This is a genomic window from Streptomyces sp. NPDC001530, from assembly GCF_042894545.1.
GTDB lineage: Bacteria > Actinomycetota > Actinomycetes > Streptomycetales > Streptomycetaceae > Streptomyces.
Genome location: NZ_JBIAVS010000022.1, coordinates 17,217 through 33,151 on the forward strand (window position 1 = coordinate 17,217; position 15,935 = coordinate 33,151).

The 15,935-nt window shown below is 70.6% G+C and carries 18 protein-coding genes; 2 read left to right on the forward strand and 16 right to left on the reverse strand.

The features are described from left to right. Window positions 1-11 precede the first annotated feature (11 nt). The 13 genes from ACFY0T_RS37345 to ACFY0T_RS37405 all read right to left on the reverse strand — a co-directional run bounded on the left by ACFY0T_RS37345 (window position 12) and on the right by ACFY0T_RS37405 (window position 11,713). Window positions 12-686: a glutamate synthase gene (locus ACFY0T_RS37345; RefSeq protein WP_388881218.1), complete on the reverse strand. Its 675-nt coding sequence runs from the start codon at window positions 684-686 to the stop codon at window positions 12-14. Further along, window positions 674-1,540, reverse strand: coding sequence for a glutamine amidotransferase family protein (locus ACFY0T_RS37350; protein WP_388881221.1), 867 nt, complete (start codon window positions 1,538-1,540; stop codon window positions 674-676). Before ACFY0T_RS37350 ends, ACFY0T_RS37345 begins: the two co-directional genes overlap by 13 nt. Before the next feature lie 11 nt (window positions 1,541-1,551). Continuing rightward, on the reverse strand, window positions 1,552-2,880 hold the full coding sequence (glnT, locus tag ACFY0T_RS37355; RefSeq protein ID WP_388881224.1) for a type III glutamate--ammonia ligase: 1,329 nt from the start codon (window positions 2,878-2,880) through the stop codon (window positions 1,552-1,554). A gap of 1,535 nt (window positions 2,881-4,415) precedes the next feature. Further along, complete coding sequence (locus ACFY0T_RS37360) at window positions 4,416-5,021, reverse strand: DUF5994 family protein (protein ID WP_388881227.1); 606 nt, start codon at window positions 5,019-5,021, stop codon at window positions 4,416-4,418. 199 nt (window positions 5,022-5,220) lie between these two features. After that, on the reverse strand, window positions 5,221-5,391 hold the full coding sequence (locus ACFY0T_RS37365) for a hypothetical protein (protein ID WP_388881230.1): 171 nt from the start codon (window positions 5,389-5,391) through the stop codon (window positions 5,221-5,223). A 33-nt stretch (window positions 5,392-5,424) separates the two neighbouring features. After that, window positions 5,425-5,781, reverse strand: coding sequence for a PRC-barrel domain-containing protein (locus ACFY0T_RS37370; RefSeq protein WP_388881233.1), 357 nt, complete (start codon window positions 5,779-5,781; stop codon window positions 5,425-5,427). A 232-nt stretch (window positions 5,782-6,013) separates the two neighbouring features. After that, window positions 6,014-6,340 carry a hypothetical protein gene (locus ACFY0T_RS37375; RefSeq protein ID WP_388881236.1) on the reverse strand — a complete coding sequence of 109 codons (327 nt, stop codon included), beginning with the start codon at window positions 6,338-6,340 and terminating at the stop codon, window positions 6,014-6,016. 719 nt (window positions 6,341-7,059) lie between these two features. Continuing rightward, window positions 7,060-8,247 carry a fatty acid desaturase family protein gene (locus tag ACFY0T_RS37380; RefSeq protein WP_388881239.1) on the reverse strand — a complete coding sequence of 396 codons (1,188 nt, stop codon included), beginning with the start codon at window positions 8,245-8,247 and terminating at the stop codon, window positions 7,060-7,062. 19 nt (window positions 8,248-8,266) lie between these two features. Next, window positions 8,267-9,475, reverse strand: a complete 1,209-nt coding sequence (locus ACFY0T_RS37385) for a ferredoxin reductase (protein ID WP_388881242.1) — start codon at window positions 9,473-9,475, stop codon at window positions 8,267-8,269. A gap of 485 nt (window positions 9,476-9,960) precedes the next feature. Further along, window positions 9,961-10,398: a hypothetical protein gene (locus ACFY0T_RS37390; protein ID WP_388881245.1), complete on the reverse strand. Its 438-nt coding sequence runs from the start codon at window positions 10,396-10,398 to the stop codon at window positions 9,961-9,963. Next, window positions 10,398-11,021 carry a hypothetical protein gene (locus ACFY0T_RS37395; RefSeq protein ID WP_388881248.1) on the reverse strand — a complete coding sequence of 208 codons (624 nt, stop codon included), beginning with the start codon at window positions 11,019-11,021 and terminating at the stop codon, window positions 10,398-10,400. The genes ACFY0T_RS37390 and ACFY0T_RS37395 overlap by 1 nt, the downstream gene beginning before the upstream one ends. 210 nt (window positions 11,022-11,231) lie before the next feature. After that, window positions 11,232-11,381 carry a hydrophobic protein gene (locus ACFY0T_RS37400; protein WP_356770226.1) on the reverse strand — a complete coding sequence of 50 codons (150 nt, stop codon included), beginning with the start codon at window positions 11,379-11,381 and terminating at the stop codon, window positions 11,232-11,234. Window positions 11,382-11,500: 119 nt separating this feature from the next. Beyond that, window positions 11,501-11,713 (reverse strand): hypothetical protein, encoded by a 213-nt coding sequence (locus ACFY0T_RS37405; RefSeq protein ID WP_388881251.1) that lies wholly within the window; start codon window positions 11,711-11,713, stop codon window positions 11,501-11,503. Between the two features lie 380 nt (window positions 11,714-12,093). Here ACFY0T_RS37405 and ACFY0T_RS37410 point away from each other — a divergent pair, with 380 nt between their 5' ends. Beyond that, window positions 12,094-12,363 carry a hypothetical protein gene (locus tag ACFY0T_RS37410; protein WP_388881254.1) on the forward strand — a complete coding sequence of 90 codons (270 nt, stop codon included), beginning with the start codon at window positions 12,094-12,096 and terminating at the stop codon, window positions 12,361-12,363. Between the two features lie 101 nt (window positions 12,364-12,464). Then, window positions 12,465-12,824, forward strand: a complete 360-nt coding sequence (locus ACFY0T_RS37415; protein WP_388881257.1) for an ANTAR domain-containing protein — start codon at window positions 12,465-12,467, stop codon at window positions 12,822-12,824. Between the two features lie 52 nt (window positions 12,825-12,876). On the opposite strand, the gene ACFY0T_RS37420 is transcribed toward ACFY0T_RS37415, so the two are convergent. The 3 genes from ACFY0T_RS37420 to ACFY0T_RS37430 form a co-directional block, all read right to left on the reverse strand. Next, on the reverse strand, window positions 12,877-14,295 hold the full coding sequence (locus ACFY0T_RS37420; RefSeq protein WP_388881260.1) for a PP2C family protein-serine/threonine phosphatase: 1,419 nt from the start codon (window positions 14,293-14,295) through the stop codon (window positions 12,877-12,879). Between the two features lie 46 nt (window positions 14,296-14,341). Then, entirely contained in the window at window positions 14,342-14,998 is a 657-nt protein-coding gene (locus ACFY0T_RS37425) for a hypothetical protein (RefSeq protein WP_388881263.1), read from the reverse strand. Window positions 14,999-15,476: 478 nt separating this feature from the next. Further along, complete coding sequence (locus ACFY0T_RS37430; RefSeq protein WP_388881266.1) at window positions 15,477-15,620, reverse strand: hypothetical protein; 144 nt, start codon at window positions 15,618-15,620, stop codon at window positions 15,477-15,479. Window positions 15,621-15,935: the final 315 nt, after the last annotated feature.

The following is a 15,935-nucleotide window of genomic DNA, read 5'->3' on the forward strand; positions in this document are numbered from 1 at the left end:
TTCGAACTCCCTCAGTACGCGGCCGAGTTGTCGACCTTGAAGTGGTACAGCTCCCGGGCCGATCCGTAACGGCGGAACTCGGTGGGGTCCTCGTCTCGCTCGGCTGCCTTGAGCAACTCGGCGAGCTCGGCGAGGTGTTCGGCGCGCATCTCCTTCTCGACGCAGTCGGCACCCAGGGACTTGACCGTGCCCCGGACGTATATCCGGGCCTCATAGAGGGAGTCACCCAACGCGTCGCCCGCGTCGCCGCAAACGACCAGGCGCCCGGCCTGGCCCATGAAGGCGCTCATGTGGCCGACGTCTCCGCCGACGACGATGTCCACGCCCTTCATGGAGATGCCGCAGCGGGCGGAGGCGTCGCCGTCGATCACCAGAAGACCGCCATGGGCGGTGGCGCCGGCGCACTGGGAGGCGTTGCCTCGCACCCGGACGGTGCCGGACATCATGTTCTCGGCGACTCCGGTGCCCGCGTTGCCGTGGACGGTGACCGTGGCGCGCTGGTTCATGCCGGCGCAGTAGTAGCCGACGTGACCTTCGATGTCCACGGCGAGATCCTCCCGGATCCCGCAGGCCACGGCGTGCGCGCCGCGCGGATTGAGGACCCGCCAGGACGTCGCGTCGGGGGCGTGCAGGGCCTGGTTGAGTTCCCGTACGGGGGTCTCGGCCAGGTCGATCAGCGTCGCCATACGTACACCTCTTCCGGCTCGGGTTCGAAGATGCGGGCGTTCTCGATGCCCGGCAGGACGTCCAGCGCCCGGTACTCGGAGGCCATCGCGACCCACGCGTCGGTTTCGGCGACGAGCGCCGGCTTGCAGGCGATGGCGTCGCGGACGACCGCGAAGGAGTCGCTGGTGGACACCAGCAGCGTGTAGAAGCCGTCGAACCGCTCGCACAGCAGCCGCAGCGCCTTCTCCAGGTCGGCGCCCTGCTCCAGTTGGTGGGCGATGAAGCGGGCGCCGACCTCGGAGTCGTTCTCGCTGTCGAACTCGACGCCCTGGGCGCGCAGTTCACGGCGGATGGTGGCGTGGTTGGCGAAGGAGCCGTTGTGCACCAGGCACTGTCCGGGGCCGACAGAGAAGGGATGGGCCCCCTCGGGTGTGACGGCGGACTCGGTGGCCATGCGGGTGTGGCCGACACCCTGCCATCCGGTGACGGTGGAGAGTCCGAAGGCGTCCGCCAACTCCACAGGGTTTCCCGTGCCCTTGAGTACGGCCATGTCGGGGCCGGAGCCGATGACGGTGGCGTGGGGCAACGCGGCCGGGATGGCTGTGAGCAGGTCGGTGTCCCCGTGCACCACCGTGGTGGCGTCGGCCGCGACGGCCACGGCACCGGGCAGCGCCGCCTCCGCCTCGGTCGGCGTGACCCCTAGCAGCGAGACGACGGCGCGTCCCGGCGGGGACAGCCGCGGGTCGCCGTAGACCGCGACCCCCGCCGAGTCCGGCCCGCGTTCGACGACCTGCCCCAGCATCGCGGTCAGCAACTCGCCGAGCCGCGGTTCAAGAGAGGACTCCCGTAGATGGAGCCCCACGATTCCGCACATCTCAAGTCCCTTCAGAAGGCGGTCAGATAGCGGTCGAGCTCCCAGGGGCCGACCGTGGCGTGCCAGTCGAAGAACTCCTCGCGCTTGAGGTCGGCGAAGTACCGGCTCACCCCGGTCCCGGCCGCGTCCAGCGCGCCGCTGATCACGTCGTCCGCCTGGAGGGCCTCGACGGCATGCAGCAGGGTGGGCGGGAGTTCCGGGCCCTTGCCGGCCGCGCCGGGCTCGCCCGGGTCGAGGCCGCGTTCGATGCCGTCGAGGCCCGCGGCGAGGGCGGCGGCCGCGGCGAGGTAGGGGTTGGCGGCACCGTCTCCGCCGCGCAGCTCGATGCGGTTGCCGTCGGGGACGCGGACGAAGTGGGTGCGGTCGTTGCCGCCGTAGCCCGCCATGCGCGGCGACCAGGTGGCACCCGAGCGGGTGGAAACCGCGCCGGTGCGCTTGTACGAGTTGACCGTCGGCGCGATGACGGCCTGGAGCGCCCGCGCGTGCTCGACGATCCCGGCGACGAAGGAGTAGGCGAGCGGGGAGAGACCGAGCCCGCGCCCGTCGGTCGCGTCGGGAAAGGCCGGCTCGTCGCCCCGCCACAGCGACATGTGCAGGTGCATGCCGGTGCCGGTGCGGTCGGTGAACGGCTTCGGCATGAACGTGGCCGTCATGCCGCGCTGTTCGGCCAGCACCGACACCAGGTACCGCATGGTGATGACCCGGTCGGCGGTGGTGAGGGCGTCGGCGTGCTTGAAGTTCTGCTCGAACTGGCCGTTGCCGTCCTCGTGGTCGTTGGCGTAGTTGCCCCAGCCGAGGGAGTTCATGGCGCTGGAGACCGCGGTGAGGTGGTCGTACATCCGGGTCAGGCCGCGCGCGTCGTAACAAGGCTGCGGCGCGGTGTCCTTGGCGTCGGCGACGCTGAGCACTCCGTGCTCGTCCCGGTTGACCAGGAAGTACTCGACCTCGGCGCCCACGGCCAGGGACAGCCCCTGGGCCGCGGCCCGCTCCAGCAGCCTGCGCAGGATGACGCGCGGGGCGTAGGGCCAGGGTTCGCCCTCCACGTACGGGTCGCAGTGGACGAGGGCGAGGCCGGGCTTGATGAAGGGGACGGGTGTGTACGAGGCGGCGTCCGGCCGGGCGATGACGTCGGGGTCGCTGGGCTGCTGGCCGAGAGCGCCGGCCGCGTACCCGGCGAACCCGACGCCCTCGTCGCGGAGTTCCTCGACGGCTTGGGCCGGGACGAGCTTGGCGCACGGCTTGCCGGTCAGGTCGACGAAGACGGCCAGCACGAACTCGATGCCGTCGGCGCGGACCAGCTCGGCGAGATCGGGGGCGTCCGCTGCTGGGTCGGTCGTCATGGGGCCTCCCTGGTCACGATGGAGCGTCTACTGTGATGAATCATCGTTGCATATGAGTAGACACCCCTGGAGTTACGGGAGCATTTCAGCGATGGAAGGTCCCCGTAAGCCGAAGGGAGGCCCCCGCAAGCCGAAGGGCCGGGCACCGCCCCCGAAGAGGCGGAACCCGGCCCTGAATCACCGTCAGGAGATGGCGGCGGACGGCTCGTTGGCAGCCAGATCGGGCGAACCGCCGGACGGCCCCCGCACCCACAGCGGCTTCAGGCGGTACGTCAGCAGGTACAGCACCGCACCCGCCCCGGCGGCGACGAGGAGCTGCTGGAGGGCGCCGCGGCCCGGCTGCTGGCCTTCCGGGGCAACGTTCCCGAGGTGGAGCGCCTGGCCGACAACATGCGCGAGGCCGACGAGGCGGTACGCAAGGGCGACGCCGAGCGGTCGCCCAACTGGTCCACGAGTTCCACGACCTGATCGTCGCCGGAGAGGACAACACCAAGCTGGAGGCGCACTACCTTCGGACACTTACGAGTCCGCCGCACCGGCGGCCGGCGGCTCACAGCTGCCCCCGGACGGCGACAGGTCCCGAGACGCCCGGCACCGGAGTCGTGCGCCCGCCACCCGTGTCCACAGTGACCTGGCCACCCCCGAAGCCTCGGATCACCAGTCCCGCCAACGGCGGAATCGCCGGCTCGTGCCACGCTCCCGGAGCACAACGACCGGCTCCCCGGACTTGAGTACCGTCGTTCCCCACATACGAATCGATCCAAAGCACCGTGTCCCCCTCGGCCCTCCTGCGCGGCCACTCCGACGGGACAACAGGCATCGGCACAGACATCCTTGACACTAGGTCAGTTTTCCCGGCCCGATGAGAGCGAGCGCCCTTTTCGGCCACGCCTGCCTCGATCGGTCCACACAGCATCCACGGACGTCCGGCCCCCGGACCGAACGAGTCTTCGGCAAACCATCCAGGTCAGGCCGTTGGGCAACCGGCCGCGCCGAACACTCGCGGGCTCCGGCGGAACGACGTCGACCAGAACTCATGAACAGCGCTTCCGCCACTCGTCCCGTAGACCAAAGGACTCGCACCCGAACCGTGGTACGTCACCTCAACCGCGCCTCGCCCGTCGCGTGCCCCCACGGCACACGCGTCCCCATCGGGTGGACCCTCGCCTGGGGGTGCGAAATCCGAGCGGGACTCAAACGGTGAGTCAGAGTACGTTCCGCCATTCCGGGCGGACCAACGATGCCCGGCGCCGACCAGAGCCGTCGCCTCACTTGTGTCCGGCGGGCGGTGCCCTGGACGGCTGGACGTGCCGTCACTCATTTCCCGGTGCGACGCCACGGCCGGAACCGTCGCAGTCCGCTCCTCACCGTGCGTGCTGCCGTCCGCCCCGAACCCCTGCCCGGCGACCTGGACCGGCCGGAGGGCAGAGTCGCGATGCGATCGCTGTGGCTCGTGGTGAACAGCTGAATCGCGAGTGCGCCCAGAGCGATCATCGCCAGGAGCATGATGACGGTCGCGAAGGTCTCCATGCCTGTCACATTCCTTCCGCCGGAATCGGCACGCGGTCGAGGCCGACCGATGCGGGGCTGCGAGAGGCCGTACGACGGGCGTCCTGCCCGCCTTCGGAGTCCCAGACTCGCTCCCGGGCAAAGTCCCAGTCGGCCTCGGCCGCGGTCCGGAAGAACTCCGCCTCCTGGATCAGGCCGCTCGCGGTGAGACTCCACGAGGGATCCGTGGCTGTGGTCATCAGCCGAGCGGCTGTGACGGCACTGGTCCCGGGCGGGATCACCAGGAGGTCCCAGCGGCCGACGGTGTAGGAGAACAGAAGCAGTTTGTGCGGGTCCTGCTCGGCCCTGAACCAGCCGACCTTCACCACATGCCCGTGGACAGGGACCGTACGGGGGATGACCGGCCAGCACGGGGGGTTCACGGTGACGTGCGTGATCCGCCCCCACAGCGGGTCCAGAACCGCGACGAGCGCCGGAAGTTCAGCCGTCAGATCGCGGGAGCGCGGCCACCATGCGCCGTCGATCAAGGCAGGGGCACTGCCGGTCGGCGCCAACCGGAGCCGAAGGAGCGGCGAAGCAGAAGAAGGGACCCGGTCTTCGACCGCAGGCTTGTGGAACATGGTTGCGGTCATGACGCGGACCCTGCCCCGGGCCGGTCTGCACCGGCCCGGCGTTGTGACTCGCCGAGAGCGACACGAGCGGGAAAGCCCATGTACGAAGTGTTCTCGGTATTTGCAGAGTACTCCCGGCCAGGGCCCGACAGAGGTTTGCAGCCGTACGAGTTGAACGGCACGCGGCAAGGTCGTGGTCGTCCGCTGCCACCCGTCGCCGTCAGCGGAGAGGACGCCGCCGGGCGCGCCGGGACAGCCGCACGGCGACTACGGTCACATCGGCCACGAGAACCACGATGCCGATGATCAGCAGATAGCCCAGACCTTCGGCTGTCGCGCCGATGATTCCCAGGACGACGGCAACAAGGACGAGCAAGAGGAAGTACGCCACGACTCGGACACCTCCCTTGGACCGTGCCGTCGCTCAGCGGCGTGCAAGCTTTCGTTCGCCGTTCGTGCCCGGCTGGTACGTCATCCCGTAGTGCTGGAAGATCGCTTCCTCCTGCTCGGCGGGCAGGATGTCGTCCGTGCCGATCGAAGGAGCCTTCCTGACCAGGCTCCTGGTGTAGGCGATCTTTACGTAGCCCGGCCCCAGGAGTGCGTCGTCGAGGGGCACGAAGACCAGGCGCCGGCGAGTCGGCAGCCCGGTCCGTACGGTGACCACGGCCGGTTCGTCGGTGGCGGTATCCACGTAGACCGCTTCGAGCACGCCGATCCTGTGCCCCTTCGGGTCGACGACGTCATGGGTGCGCCACTCTCGGATGTCGGCTGCCTGGATCATGCGCTGTCCCTCCTGAGCGGGACACCGGTCGACGCGAGCCGCGTCCCTTGGAAGGCCGCGGCCTGGCCGGAACCGGCAGTACGGCTGTGACAACGACTCCGGCGCAAACACGCCGGAGTCGCCCTTCCGGGCGGCTGCACGTGAGAGTGAGCCAACCCACGATCCATGCTACTGCGGCTGGTGCGGCTCGCACTCTTGATGGATACGCCAGTGCGGTGGATCCATGACCCGCTCACATGCGCAGCAGCCGTTGCGTGATCTCCCGGTACCCCCTCAGCGCGAGCCGGAGTCCGTCCGACTGCGTATCGGGGTCCGGGTCCTGCCAGCCCTCGTGGAGGACGCGCCGCCGTTCCGCGAGGGTGTTCGTGAGACGGACGACGGCTTCGTCGAAGGAGTCCTCGGCCTCTTCCAACGCCTGACGCGGACTGTCGGCGAAGGTGTTGAGGGCGTGCTGGAGGCGCGGGGTGCTCGGCCCGTTCGTCCGACGGGAGCAGCGGCTCCGGGCCCGGAGTGCGGCGTCCGGTGGAGCCAGAGAGTCTGTCCGGGGGCTGGTGAGCACGTGTCTGGTCGTACATGACGGCGGACCGGAGATGACGGCGCACGCGGTCCGCTCCTCGCGCTGTGAGCTCAACTCTCCGGTGCCTTCGCCCGGGCCAGGCCGCCGGACGCCTCTGCTGGGTGTCCCGCCCCGTGCATCCCAAACACCGGCCCGGCATTTCCTCGACCGTTCTGTCTTGTCCGTCGCCGAGGGTTTTCAGGGCAGCGTGGGCGTGCGGGCCGAGGTGACGCGCGAGGAGCGGACCGACCGGGCGCACCGGCGGCCCGGAGCCGCACCCCGATCGGACCATCAGATCGGGCCTCAGGTCTCGATCGTGTACGGGCCCCGATCCGGGCGTGGTTGAGGGCTGTGGTCGGGTAGGCGTCCCAGACCCCGGAGGCTTGTCGCTCAGCACCGATGACGGTGGCGATCGGAACCTTGGTCCGGTCACCCGGCGCATCGCCCTGGGGGGAACCCGGCCGTTTCAAGTCCGGAGCAGAAGTCGCCGGATCGGTTGCCGCTCCGCCTCCGCCGCACGTACACCCGACCGCGCCGGAAGCGCGCCACGAGGGGCCGGGAGCCCGGCGTCCCGCCTGCCTCGCTGCCCGGACGGTCTCCTGCGCTGTACAAGCTGTCCGGTCGAACAGGTCGTAAGGCATCCTCGCGGAGCGCCGGCAGACCTCGACGGACAAGGCGACGGACAAGGCGTTCGAGGCATTCCGCCGCCACGCCCGCGCCCGTCAGCTGCGGCTCCGGGACCTGGCCGGGCGTGTCGTCGACGGCGCCTTCGGCGCCTCGGCCACCCCCGTGCCGGCCGCCGCCCGGGCCGAAGTCCGGCGACGCCGGGACGCATCCGGCAGCGAGTGACGCAGGACGCGGCCCCACATGGACGCATACTGGCGCCACAGCGGCGCGCTCACGTACGTGATCCCGTGCCGGGCGCAGATCTCGCGCACCCGTGGCGCGAGTTCGGCGTAGCGGTTGCTGGGCAGGTCGGGGAAGACGTGGTGTTCGATCTGGTGGCTCAGGTTGCCGGTGAGGACGTGGAGGAGGAAACCGCCCTCGATGTTCGCCGAGCCCTGGATCTGGCGCAGGTACCACTGGCCGCGCGTCTCGCCCTCCAGCTGCTCCTCCTCGTACGAGAAGGTCTGGACGTCGCTCGGGAAGTGGCCGCAGAAGATCACGGTGTGCGCCCAGATGTTGCGGAGCCCGTTCGCGGTGACGTTGCCCAGCAGGCAGGGCAGTGCGGACGGCCCGGCGAGCAGGGGGAAGAGGACGTAGTCCTTGGCCGCCTGGCGTACGGCCTTGCGGGCCAGGCCGGCCAGGTCGCTGAGGAAGGCTCGCACGCTCTTGCGGCCGGACGGCACGGCGTCCGCCTCCAGGTCGTAGAGGGCGATGCCCCACTCGAAGACGGGGGCGAGCAGAGCGGTGTACAGCGGCTGGAGGAGGTGGCCCGGATGCCAGCGCTGGTCCGGGCTCATGCGCAGGATCGTGTAGCCGAGATCCCGGTCGAGGCCTACGACGTTGGTGTAGGTGTGGTGCAGGTGGTTGTGGGTGTGTTTCCAGGCGTCGGCGGGGGTGAGGAAGTCCCACTCCCAGGTGGTGGAGTGGATCGCCGGGTCGCCCATCCAGTCCCACTGGCCGTGCAGGATGTTGTGGCCCAGCTCCATGTTCTCCAGGATCTTGGCGGTGGTCAGCATCGCGGTGCCCGCGAGCCAGGCGGGCGGAAAGAGGGATACGGCGAGGGCGGCGCGACCGCCGGCCTCCAGACCGCGCTGGGCGGCGATCACCGTACGGATGTAGCGGGCGTCCTCGGCGCCGCGCGCCGCGACGACCTCGGCGCGGATCCGGTCGAGCTCCTCGCCAAGCAGCTCCGTGTGATCTTCGAGCGACTTAAAGGGTGTGACAGGTACGGCAGTTGTGGACATCGCAGGTTCCTTGAGGGGCCTAGAGAGCGAGGGCGAGCGGACCTGCCGCACCATTGACGCAGGTCTGGATCAACTCGCCTGGTTCACCGTGCAGTTCACCGGTCCGCAGATCGCGGACACGGCCGTGGACCAGCGGGACGAGGCAGCCGAAGCAGATCCCCCGGCGGCAGCCGTACGGCATCGCCACACCCGCCGCCTCGCCGGTCTCCAGGAGGGGGACGGCCGCGGCCGAGTCGGCCTCGACGCCGCTGCGGTCGAACCGGACCCGGCCGCCGGTCGTGCCGGCGCCCGGCGACAGCACGGGGGCCAGCCGGAAACGCTCCACGCGCAGCCGCTCACCGGCCCCGGCCGCCGCCCAGTGCCGCTCCAGTGCGTCGAGCAGTCCGTCCGGACCGCAGGCCCAGGTCTCCCGGTCGTACCAGTCCGGACAGAGCACGCCCATGTGCTCCGGGACCAGCCGGCCTGCGGTACGGGTGTACCGCGCGTGGACGCTCAGCCAGGGCAACCGAGCTGCCAGCCCGGCCAGTTCGGCACGGAAGAGGAACTCGTCCGGGCCGGGTGCGCTGTGCAGGAGTACGACGTCGGGGGCGGGCCCGGAGAAGCGGCGGCGCGCGAGGGTGCGCAGCATGCCCGCCACCGGGGTGATGCCGCTGCCCGCCGTCACCATCAGCATCCGCGGCGGCAGCGGATCCTCCGGCAACGTGAACTCGCCCTGCGCGGGGCCGAGTCGGAGCACCGCCCCGGGACGGGTCCGGTGCACCAGGTGCGGGGAGACCCGGCCGCCGGGTTCCTCCTTGACCGTGATCGTCAGTGTCCGGCCCGGCGCCTCGGGGGGTGAGGTGATCGAGTACGTACGCCAGTGCCGTACGCCGTCGATCTCCACCCCCACCGGCAGGTACTGCCCGGCCCGGTGCGCCGCCCAGCCGCGCCCGGGACGGATCTCCAGCGTGGCCGCCTCGGCGCACTCCGGCCGCACGGCGACCACCCGGCCCGCGGGATGGCGGGCGGACAGCAGCGGGTCGATCAGGCCGAGGTAGTCGTCCGGGGCGAGGGGACTCACCAGAGGGCTCACGAGAGCACTGGTGATCCGGCCCGCCACCGGCGGCACACGGCCGCCGCCCCACTCGGCGAGCTTGTCAGCAAGATCGACGAGAACGGCGAACAAGTCGGCCGTCGTACCGGAGACGGCCGACAGCGTCGACGGGGTCGGCGCGCGCAGAACCGGCATGGGATGAAACCCCTTTCTCACCACAGGGCACACGCAGCCGCCGGGCGCGTCGGGCGCATCACCAAACGCTAGCTCGCCGGGCGCATCACCGCATCACGTACTCGGGTTCGCCTCGGTCACGTACGTCGGCCGTCGGGTGGACGGCCGCAGCCGGCGTCCCGCCAGAGAACCACAACGACACGGCCCTCGGCGGACGAGGAATCAGATTCCGCCACCCCATACGTCCCTCCCCCACCCACGCCGAGCGGCACGCACGATCCCGCCCCGCGCACGGGGAAGGACCTCGCGAGCAACGCGTACGAACACCGCGCCCGTCCGACGCACCATGGCCGAATCCCGTCTGAGCACACGCCGTGTCAGTGCCCGTGCGGCCCGACGCACGCCAGTCCCCGGGCGCTGGGCGCAACCTGCTGAAGACGGTCCTGGACCACACCTCCGGGCGCCGCGACTACTGCGGCGGCTGTGCTTCTTTCGGGGTGACAGTGTCACTGACCGGCAGGCGCCGACATGTGCAGCAGCCGTTCGGCGATCCCCCGGTACTGCCTCAGCACGAGCCGTAGTTCCTCGGTCTCCGCTGCGGTGTCCGGGTCCTGCCAACTCTCGCGGAGAACGCACCGCTGTTCCGTCAGGGTGTTCGTGAGGTGGGTGGCGATTTCGTCGAAGACGGCGTCGGCCTCGCCCACAGCCTGGCGTGGGCTGTCGACAAAGGTGCTGAGGGCCTGTTGAAGGCGCAGGGTGAGCTTGTCCCGTTCGCCCTGCGGGAGCAGCTCCGAGCCCGGCCGGCGAGGGGGTCCTTCGGTGCTCGTGCCGGGCTCACGTGGTGCGTGAGCAGATTCGGTGAGAGGCGTCTGCGGGGCGCGATGCGTCCCGGGGTCCGGGCTTTCGGCCTGGGGCTGCTGTGCGTGTTCGGCGTTGTGCGACATCAGGTGCTGCTTCCCTTCGCGTGGCGTCGGGTCAGTGGCCACGGCGCGTGGCCGTGGTCGTCGGGGGACGGCGGGCTGCGCCGGTCCCGGTCGGCCGGCTCTTCGATGACCAGTGCCTCGAAGAGGCCTCGGGCTTCGACCATGGCCTCCCGCATCTCCTCGGTGCCGCTCTGGCCGCGGGCTGCTGTGTGCATGCTGCGGTAGCCCTGGACGAAGTAGGCGTGGTGGACGGAGAGGGCGGCCAACTGCTCCTCGAAGTGCTCGCCGTCGGGGAAGCCGCGGTCCCTTGCCAGATGCGCCAGCAGCGCGTCCGCCTCGGTGACGGCCTTCTGCGGTGACTCGACGAACTGCTCCTGGACGGCGGCCCACTGAGCCACGTACTGCTCGCGGGCCTCGGGCGACAGCGGCTGTTCCCGGAGGGAGCCGTGGCGCCTCACGCGCTCGCCGAGTTCCCGCTCCGCAGCCCGGACATCACCACTTTGACGGGCGATGGCACGCCCGTACTCGGGCCCGAACTGCCGCTTCAGCCCGCGTCCGCCGCTACCCCGGACTCGTCCACGTCCGGTGTAGAGGAGGGTGGCCAGGACGATGACGATCACGACGATGACTACGACGGTGAACATGGCTGCCTTCTCTGGCTCTCGGTTCGTGAGTCGGTCTGCTTCATTGGCGTCAGTTCCTGTCGGATCATTGAGTGTTGAGGCCCGCCGGGTGGTGTCCGCGCGACGTGGGCACCACCCGGGGGCGTTTGTGGTCAGCGCCTGGAAGCGTCCTTGGCCTTGTCACCGGCCTGCTTCAGGTTTCCCGAGACCCGGCAGGTCCTGCCTGGTGGACTACCGGCGCCTGCCACCACCGCGCCCCCGCATCGCGAAGCCGGCGATCCAGACGACCAGCAGTACGGCGGCGACCCACCAAAGGATCTGCATGGTGAAGCCGAACCCGAACACCACCAGGATCAGCAGAAGGAGAAGAATCCAGATCATTTCGCCGGGCCTCCAGATCGCGGGGATTTCCTGAGTTCCGCGGGGTCCGGGCGAAGCGGGTCGGTGGAATGCTGCCGCCGAACAATCCTCGGTGGCATATCCCTGCGCCGTGCCGCCAGTCAACGCCTGACGACCTCCCCTGTCAACGCGGTGTCGACACGGGGGAGTTCCAGGTGCTTGGCAGGGGCCACTGGGGTGAACAGAGCCTCGGCGGGTGCTTCGACCGGCTCGGCCGACGGCGACGGCAGGACGCGGTCCTCCCACCACGACAGGGCCATCACGACGGGGAGCAGGACGAAGGGGGTCGAAGCCGGAACGATCAGCGCGTACATGCGTACCGCCTGCGGTGGGATGCGTGCGACGCCGCGGGCGGCAGATCGTTGCCCGCTTGAGGCGCATCGAGGCTTCGCCGGGATCGCATGGCGACGGCGAGTGCGGGAGCGGCCCGTTGGTGGCGAGGCAGGTTCCGGCACCGATGCGCAAGGTGCGCCCCCGAAGGAGCGCGAGAGGTGATCGACGCTGCCGGGGGCTCGGGCCGTACCGCGCACGCTAGCCCTCGCCGCGCTCCCTGAACAGACGGCAAGTGGCCATCCGCTCCGGGTGCGAGACCGTTACATGTGGCGCTACCAGCAGTCTCTGGGCAGGGCTACGCTGTTCGAACAGGCCCCGGCCCCCGGCAGTGATGCTCTGTTCCGCTCCGGGGAGGCCCGCCGTGTTCGTCTTGCTTCTCGTTCTCATCGTGGTCCTGTTCGGCTTGAGCTCCCTCAGCCCCATCTGGTGGGTGGCCGCGGCCTCGGCCGTGCTGGTGTTCGGCGCCGCCCAATACGGGCGCGGTGGTGAAGGCGGGGGCTGGGACCGTGGCGGCAGTTCCGATCCCGGGGAGTACCGGGACTATCGGAAGCGCCGGGACCGCTGGGACCGCCGTCGGCATCGGGCGCGCTGGAGGCGCGAAGTCCGTCGGGACAGCGAGCACCGCAGGTGACCGACACACGGCCTGCCCCACCGGTCCGGTGCGGCCGGCGAACGGCAACTGGCGTGCCGCTGACCGCCTATGGAGGATGACTGCGTTGTGAGGTACGCACCATGCACCAGGTGACCACGCCCCGTGAAGAGCAGCCGCTGTTGACGGCTGTGGTTTCGGCGGAGGATGCGGCTCTGCTGGCCGAGGTCGTCGAACTGCGCGCCAGGAACGCGCAGTTGAGACGGGCGCTGGCAAGCCGTGCGGTGATCGACCAGGCGCGCGGCATGGTGATGGCCCTGGCGCCTTGTTCCAGTGAGAGGGCCTGGGATCTGCTGGTGGACGTGTCGCAGCACTGCAACATCAAGCTCCGGGACGTGGCTGCGGCTCTGATCGCCACGACGAAGGACGAGGCGCTCCCGGAACCGATACGACAGGAGCTGCGCCAGGCACTGCCGCGCCTCCATACGGCGGACCGGAGATGACGGCGTGCGCGCCCGGCGGACGGCCTGTCGGCTCCTGGCCCGTTCGGCCCGGTCAAGTGCTGTCGGGGGGTGGGAGGGGCACGCTGGTGTGTGCGGTGCCCGAGGCGCCGGAGGGTGCGGTGGCGGGCGTCGTGGAGGTGGCGCTGAGGGCGAGGAGCGCGACGTCGTCCGCGGGTCCTGCGGGGAAGGTGTTCAGCAGCGCGGTGAGGTCGCTGACGATCGCGGTGGCGCCGAGGGCTCGGTTGGTGGCGGCGTGGTGGGTGAGGTGGGAGGCCAGGCCGCTCTCGCCGAACCGGGCGCCTCGGGGAGTACGGGCCTCGGTGAGTCCGTTGCTGTAGAGGAAGAGCGCCTCGCCGGGCAGGAGTTGAACGTCCCGGAAGACGAAGTCCGCCTGCGGCAGGGCGCCGACGAGCATCCCTCCGGCCAGGTTCACCGGTTCGGCCCGGGCGACGGCTCGGGAGGGCCCGTCGCGGCGGGCGGGCCGCAGGTGGTGGGCCGGGAGGTGGCCGCCTCCGGCGAGGGTGATGGCGAAGCCGCCCGCGGGCTCGGGGGCGAGGGTGCCGAAGACCAGGGTGCAGAAGCCGCTGCCGTCGGACGATGCCGACAGCAGAGCCGAGTTCAGCGCCCGCAGTACGGCACACGGGTCCGGTTCCAACAGGGCGGTGGTGCGCAGGGTGTAGCGGATCAGCGAGGTGAGCGCGGCAGCCGGTGCGCCCCGGCCGCTGACGTCACCGAGGAAGAACGCCCACCGCCCGGCGCCGAGCGGGAAGACGTCGTAGAAGTCGCCGCCGACGTCGTGGACCGAAGCGGTGGTGTAGTGGCAGGCGGCCTCCAGGCCCGGCACTTCCGGCAGTGCCGGGGGCAGCAGGGTGCGCTGCAGGGTGGAGGCGTACGCGGCGATCTCCGACCCGTCCCGCTCGGCGCGCTCCCGTGCCGCGTGCTCGACCTCCACCAGTTCCCGTTCCACACGGAGCATGCGCAGGGCGGACAGCCGCAGTTCGAGTTCGTCCATCACGAGCGCGGCCAGGTCGGTCAGGGCGGTGGCCTGATCCGGTGTGATGTGGCGCGGCTTGGTGTCCAGGACGTCCACGGTGCCAAGGCGGTGACCGTCGCTGGTGGTGATCGGGGCGGCGGCGTAGAACCGCACCCGAGCCGGACCGGTCACCAGGGAGTGGGCGCGGGCAACCGGGTCGTCGAGGGTGTCGGGGACGACCAGAGGGCTGCCGGTGATGATCGCCGAGGTGCACAGCCCCGGGTCCCGGCCGATCTGCGTGACCCCCGCCAGACCGTACGCGGCCTTGAACCAGACCCGGTCGGTGTCCACGATCGTCACCGTGGCGGCCGGAGCGTCGAACAGGCGGGCGGCCAGCGCGGCGATCCGGTCGAAGGCACCGTCGGGCGGAGTGTCCAGGATGTCGTAACGACGCACCGCAGCGATCCGCCGCGCCTCCTGCTCCGGAGACAGATCCACCTGCTCCTCCACGCCTCCGCGCGCCGTGTCCGGCCGGTGCGGGCGGCTATTCGGGCCGTTGGGTCCGGTCGTTGTGGGTGAGGCCGTCCGGGTGTTCCTCCGTGCGCTCGCCAACAGGAAGAACCAGTACTCGCAAGGCCGTTGGGCCGGGCAGGCGGTGGATCTGCCCCGCCTCCTGCCAACCCCAGTCCTCGAATGCGGCACAGACCGAACGGGCGGACTGATCCACCAAGGTGACGCCGAGTGAAGCCTGGTGGTCGGCGAGCAGCCGCTCCTGCAGGCGGCGGGCGAGCCCGCGGGAGCGGGCGTGCTGGTGCGGATGGACGACGGTTTCGAGGATCGCGAAGACATGCCCGGACGCGGTCAGTTGCTCCAGGTTCTGCGGCAGCGGCCCGTCGAACCCCTGCCACCAGGAGCCGTCACGCGGCACGGGGAATCCGAAGACACAGCCGGTCAGGGACCGGGCCTCGGCGACCAGCATGTCGAACCCCGGCAGCCGTACGTCGTGCGCCAGGCGGTGCAGGAACTCCTGCCGGCGGCGGAACTCCTCGCCGGGCGGGGCGGCGGATGACTCCACGTACAGATCCGCCAGGTCCTCCCGCAGCCCCTCAGCCTGCCAGCGGTTCAGCCGGCGCAGCCGCACCACGTCCATGGCGGACGGCTTCGAGCCTTCGGGTTCGTGCGGTTGCCGCGGGGTGCGCATGGGGCGCCTCGGTTCAGGAGACCGGAACGTGCGGGAGTGCCATCGTGGCCGATGTGCCGTGCGGCGCCTGGGTCTGGGACGTCTGTACAGCAGCATAGCCCCGGATCGGCGCCGCGCCGGGGCCCGTTGGGGGCACGGGGCCACTGTGGCGCCGGCAGACGGACGCTGAATGAGCCGACCAACTTGTCGAGGACGAAGAGGAACGCGGCGACGAACCGGATTCGCCCGCACACCACCCGTGGGCAGCCGCAGTCGGGGGGGCGGAAACCCTGTTTGAACACGGGCTGTCCGGGAAGCCGTACGTCTGCTTCAGACCGGAGGCACGCCCGTGGGGGCAGCGGTCGCTGCTCCCCAACGTGCTGCGGTCTGCCGGCTCCCACGGTGAGCGACGCCACCGAACAGGCAGACACATGCCCATGCCGTACGAACGCACACAGATGCCGTACGCACGCGCGCCGAGCCCACGCAGCGCACACCCCTACGACGACGCCCCGGGCACCGACGCGGCGTTCCGCCGTATCGCCGCCCTGCCGGACGGCCCGGAGAAGACCGCGCGCTGCGGCAGGAGGTGGTGTGCGCGTGGGCGCGGATGGCCGTACGGCTCGCCCGGCGCTTCCTTCATCGCGGTGCCACGTCCTCATCGGTGTACTGGCCGGCCGGCGTGGTGAGTCGGCTGACCGCCAGGGCGTGCAGGTCACGGCGCGACCCTTCGGCCAGACGCGCCGTGGGCGCTGGTCGTCGGCTTCGGCTGTACGGGCCTGTGGCGAAGAGCTCGCGCAGCCATGGCCAAGGGCCCCGGCACAAGACCGCCTCGCGGATCCTTGACGCCGGCCAGGTGCTCCCCTGCGCCGCGGTCTGCTGCCGGCCAACCCCGCATACGCAGCGGGCGGCAGCCACGGCGGGAGCGACTACGCGAAGTCGCAGGACTGGACGGCAT

Coding starts and splice junctions, on each gene's coding strand:
- ACFY0T_RS37360 (WP_388881227.1), bottom strand. CDS start 5,021: ATGACCGCAACCATGTTCCACAAGCCTGCGGTCGAAGACCGGGTCCCT.
- glnT (WP_388881224.1), bottom strand. CDS start 2,880: ATGACGACCGACCCAGCAGCGGACGCCCCCGATCTCGCCGAGCTGGTC.
- ACFY0T_RS37350 (WP_388881221.1), bottom strand. CDS start 1,540: ATGTGCGGAATCGTGGGGCTCCATCTACGGGAGTCCTCTCTTGAACCG.
- ACFY0T_RS37385 (WP_388881242.1), bottom strand. CDS start 9,475: ATGCCGGTTCTGCGCGCGCCGACCCCGTCGACGCTGTCGGCCGTCTCC.
- ACFY0T_RS37415 (WP_388881257.1), top strand. CDS start 12,465: ATGCACCAGGTGACCACGCCCCGTGAAGAGCAGCCGCTGTTGACGGCT.
- ACFY0T_RS37425 (WP_388881263.1), bottom strand. CDS start 14,998: ATGCGCACCCCGCGGCAACCGCACGAACCCGAAGGCTCGAAGCCGTCC.
- ACFY0T_RS37405 (WP_388881251.1), bottom strand. CDS start 11,713: ATGTACGCGCTGATCGTTCCGGCTTCGACCCCCTTCGTCCTGCTCCCC.
- ACFY0T_RS37370 (WP_388881233.1), bottom strand. CDS start 5,781: ATGATCCAGGCAGCCGACATCCGAGAGTGGCGCACCCATGACGTCGTC.
- ACFY0T_RS37430 (WP_388881266.1), bottom strand. CDS start 15,620: ATGAAGGAAGCGCCGGGCGAGCCGTACGGCCATCCGCGCCCACGCGCA.
- ACFY0T_RS37390 (WP_388881245.1), bottom strand. CDS start 10,398: ATGTCGCACAACGCCGAACACGCACAGCAGCCCCAGGCCGAAAGCCCG.
- ACFY0T_RS37400 (WP_356770226.1), bottom strand. CDS start 11,381: ATGATCTGGATTCTTCTCCTTCTGCTGATCCTGGTGGTGTTCGGGTTC.
- ACFY0T_RS37380 (WP_388881239.1), bottom strand. CDS start 8,247: ATGTCCACAACTGCCGTACCTGTCACACCCTTTAAGTCGCTCGAAGAT.
- ACFY0T_RS37345 (WP_388881218.1), bottom strand. CDS start 686: ATGGCGACGCTGATCGACCTGGCCGAGACCCCCGTACGGGAACTCAAC.
- ACFY0T_RS37395 (WP_388881248.1), bottom strand. CDS start 11,021: ATGTTCACCGTCGTAGTCATCGTCGTGATCGTCATCGTCCTGGCCACC.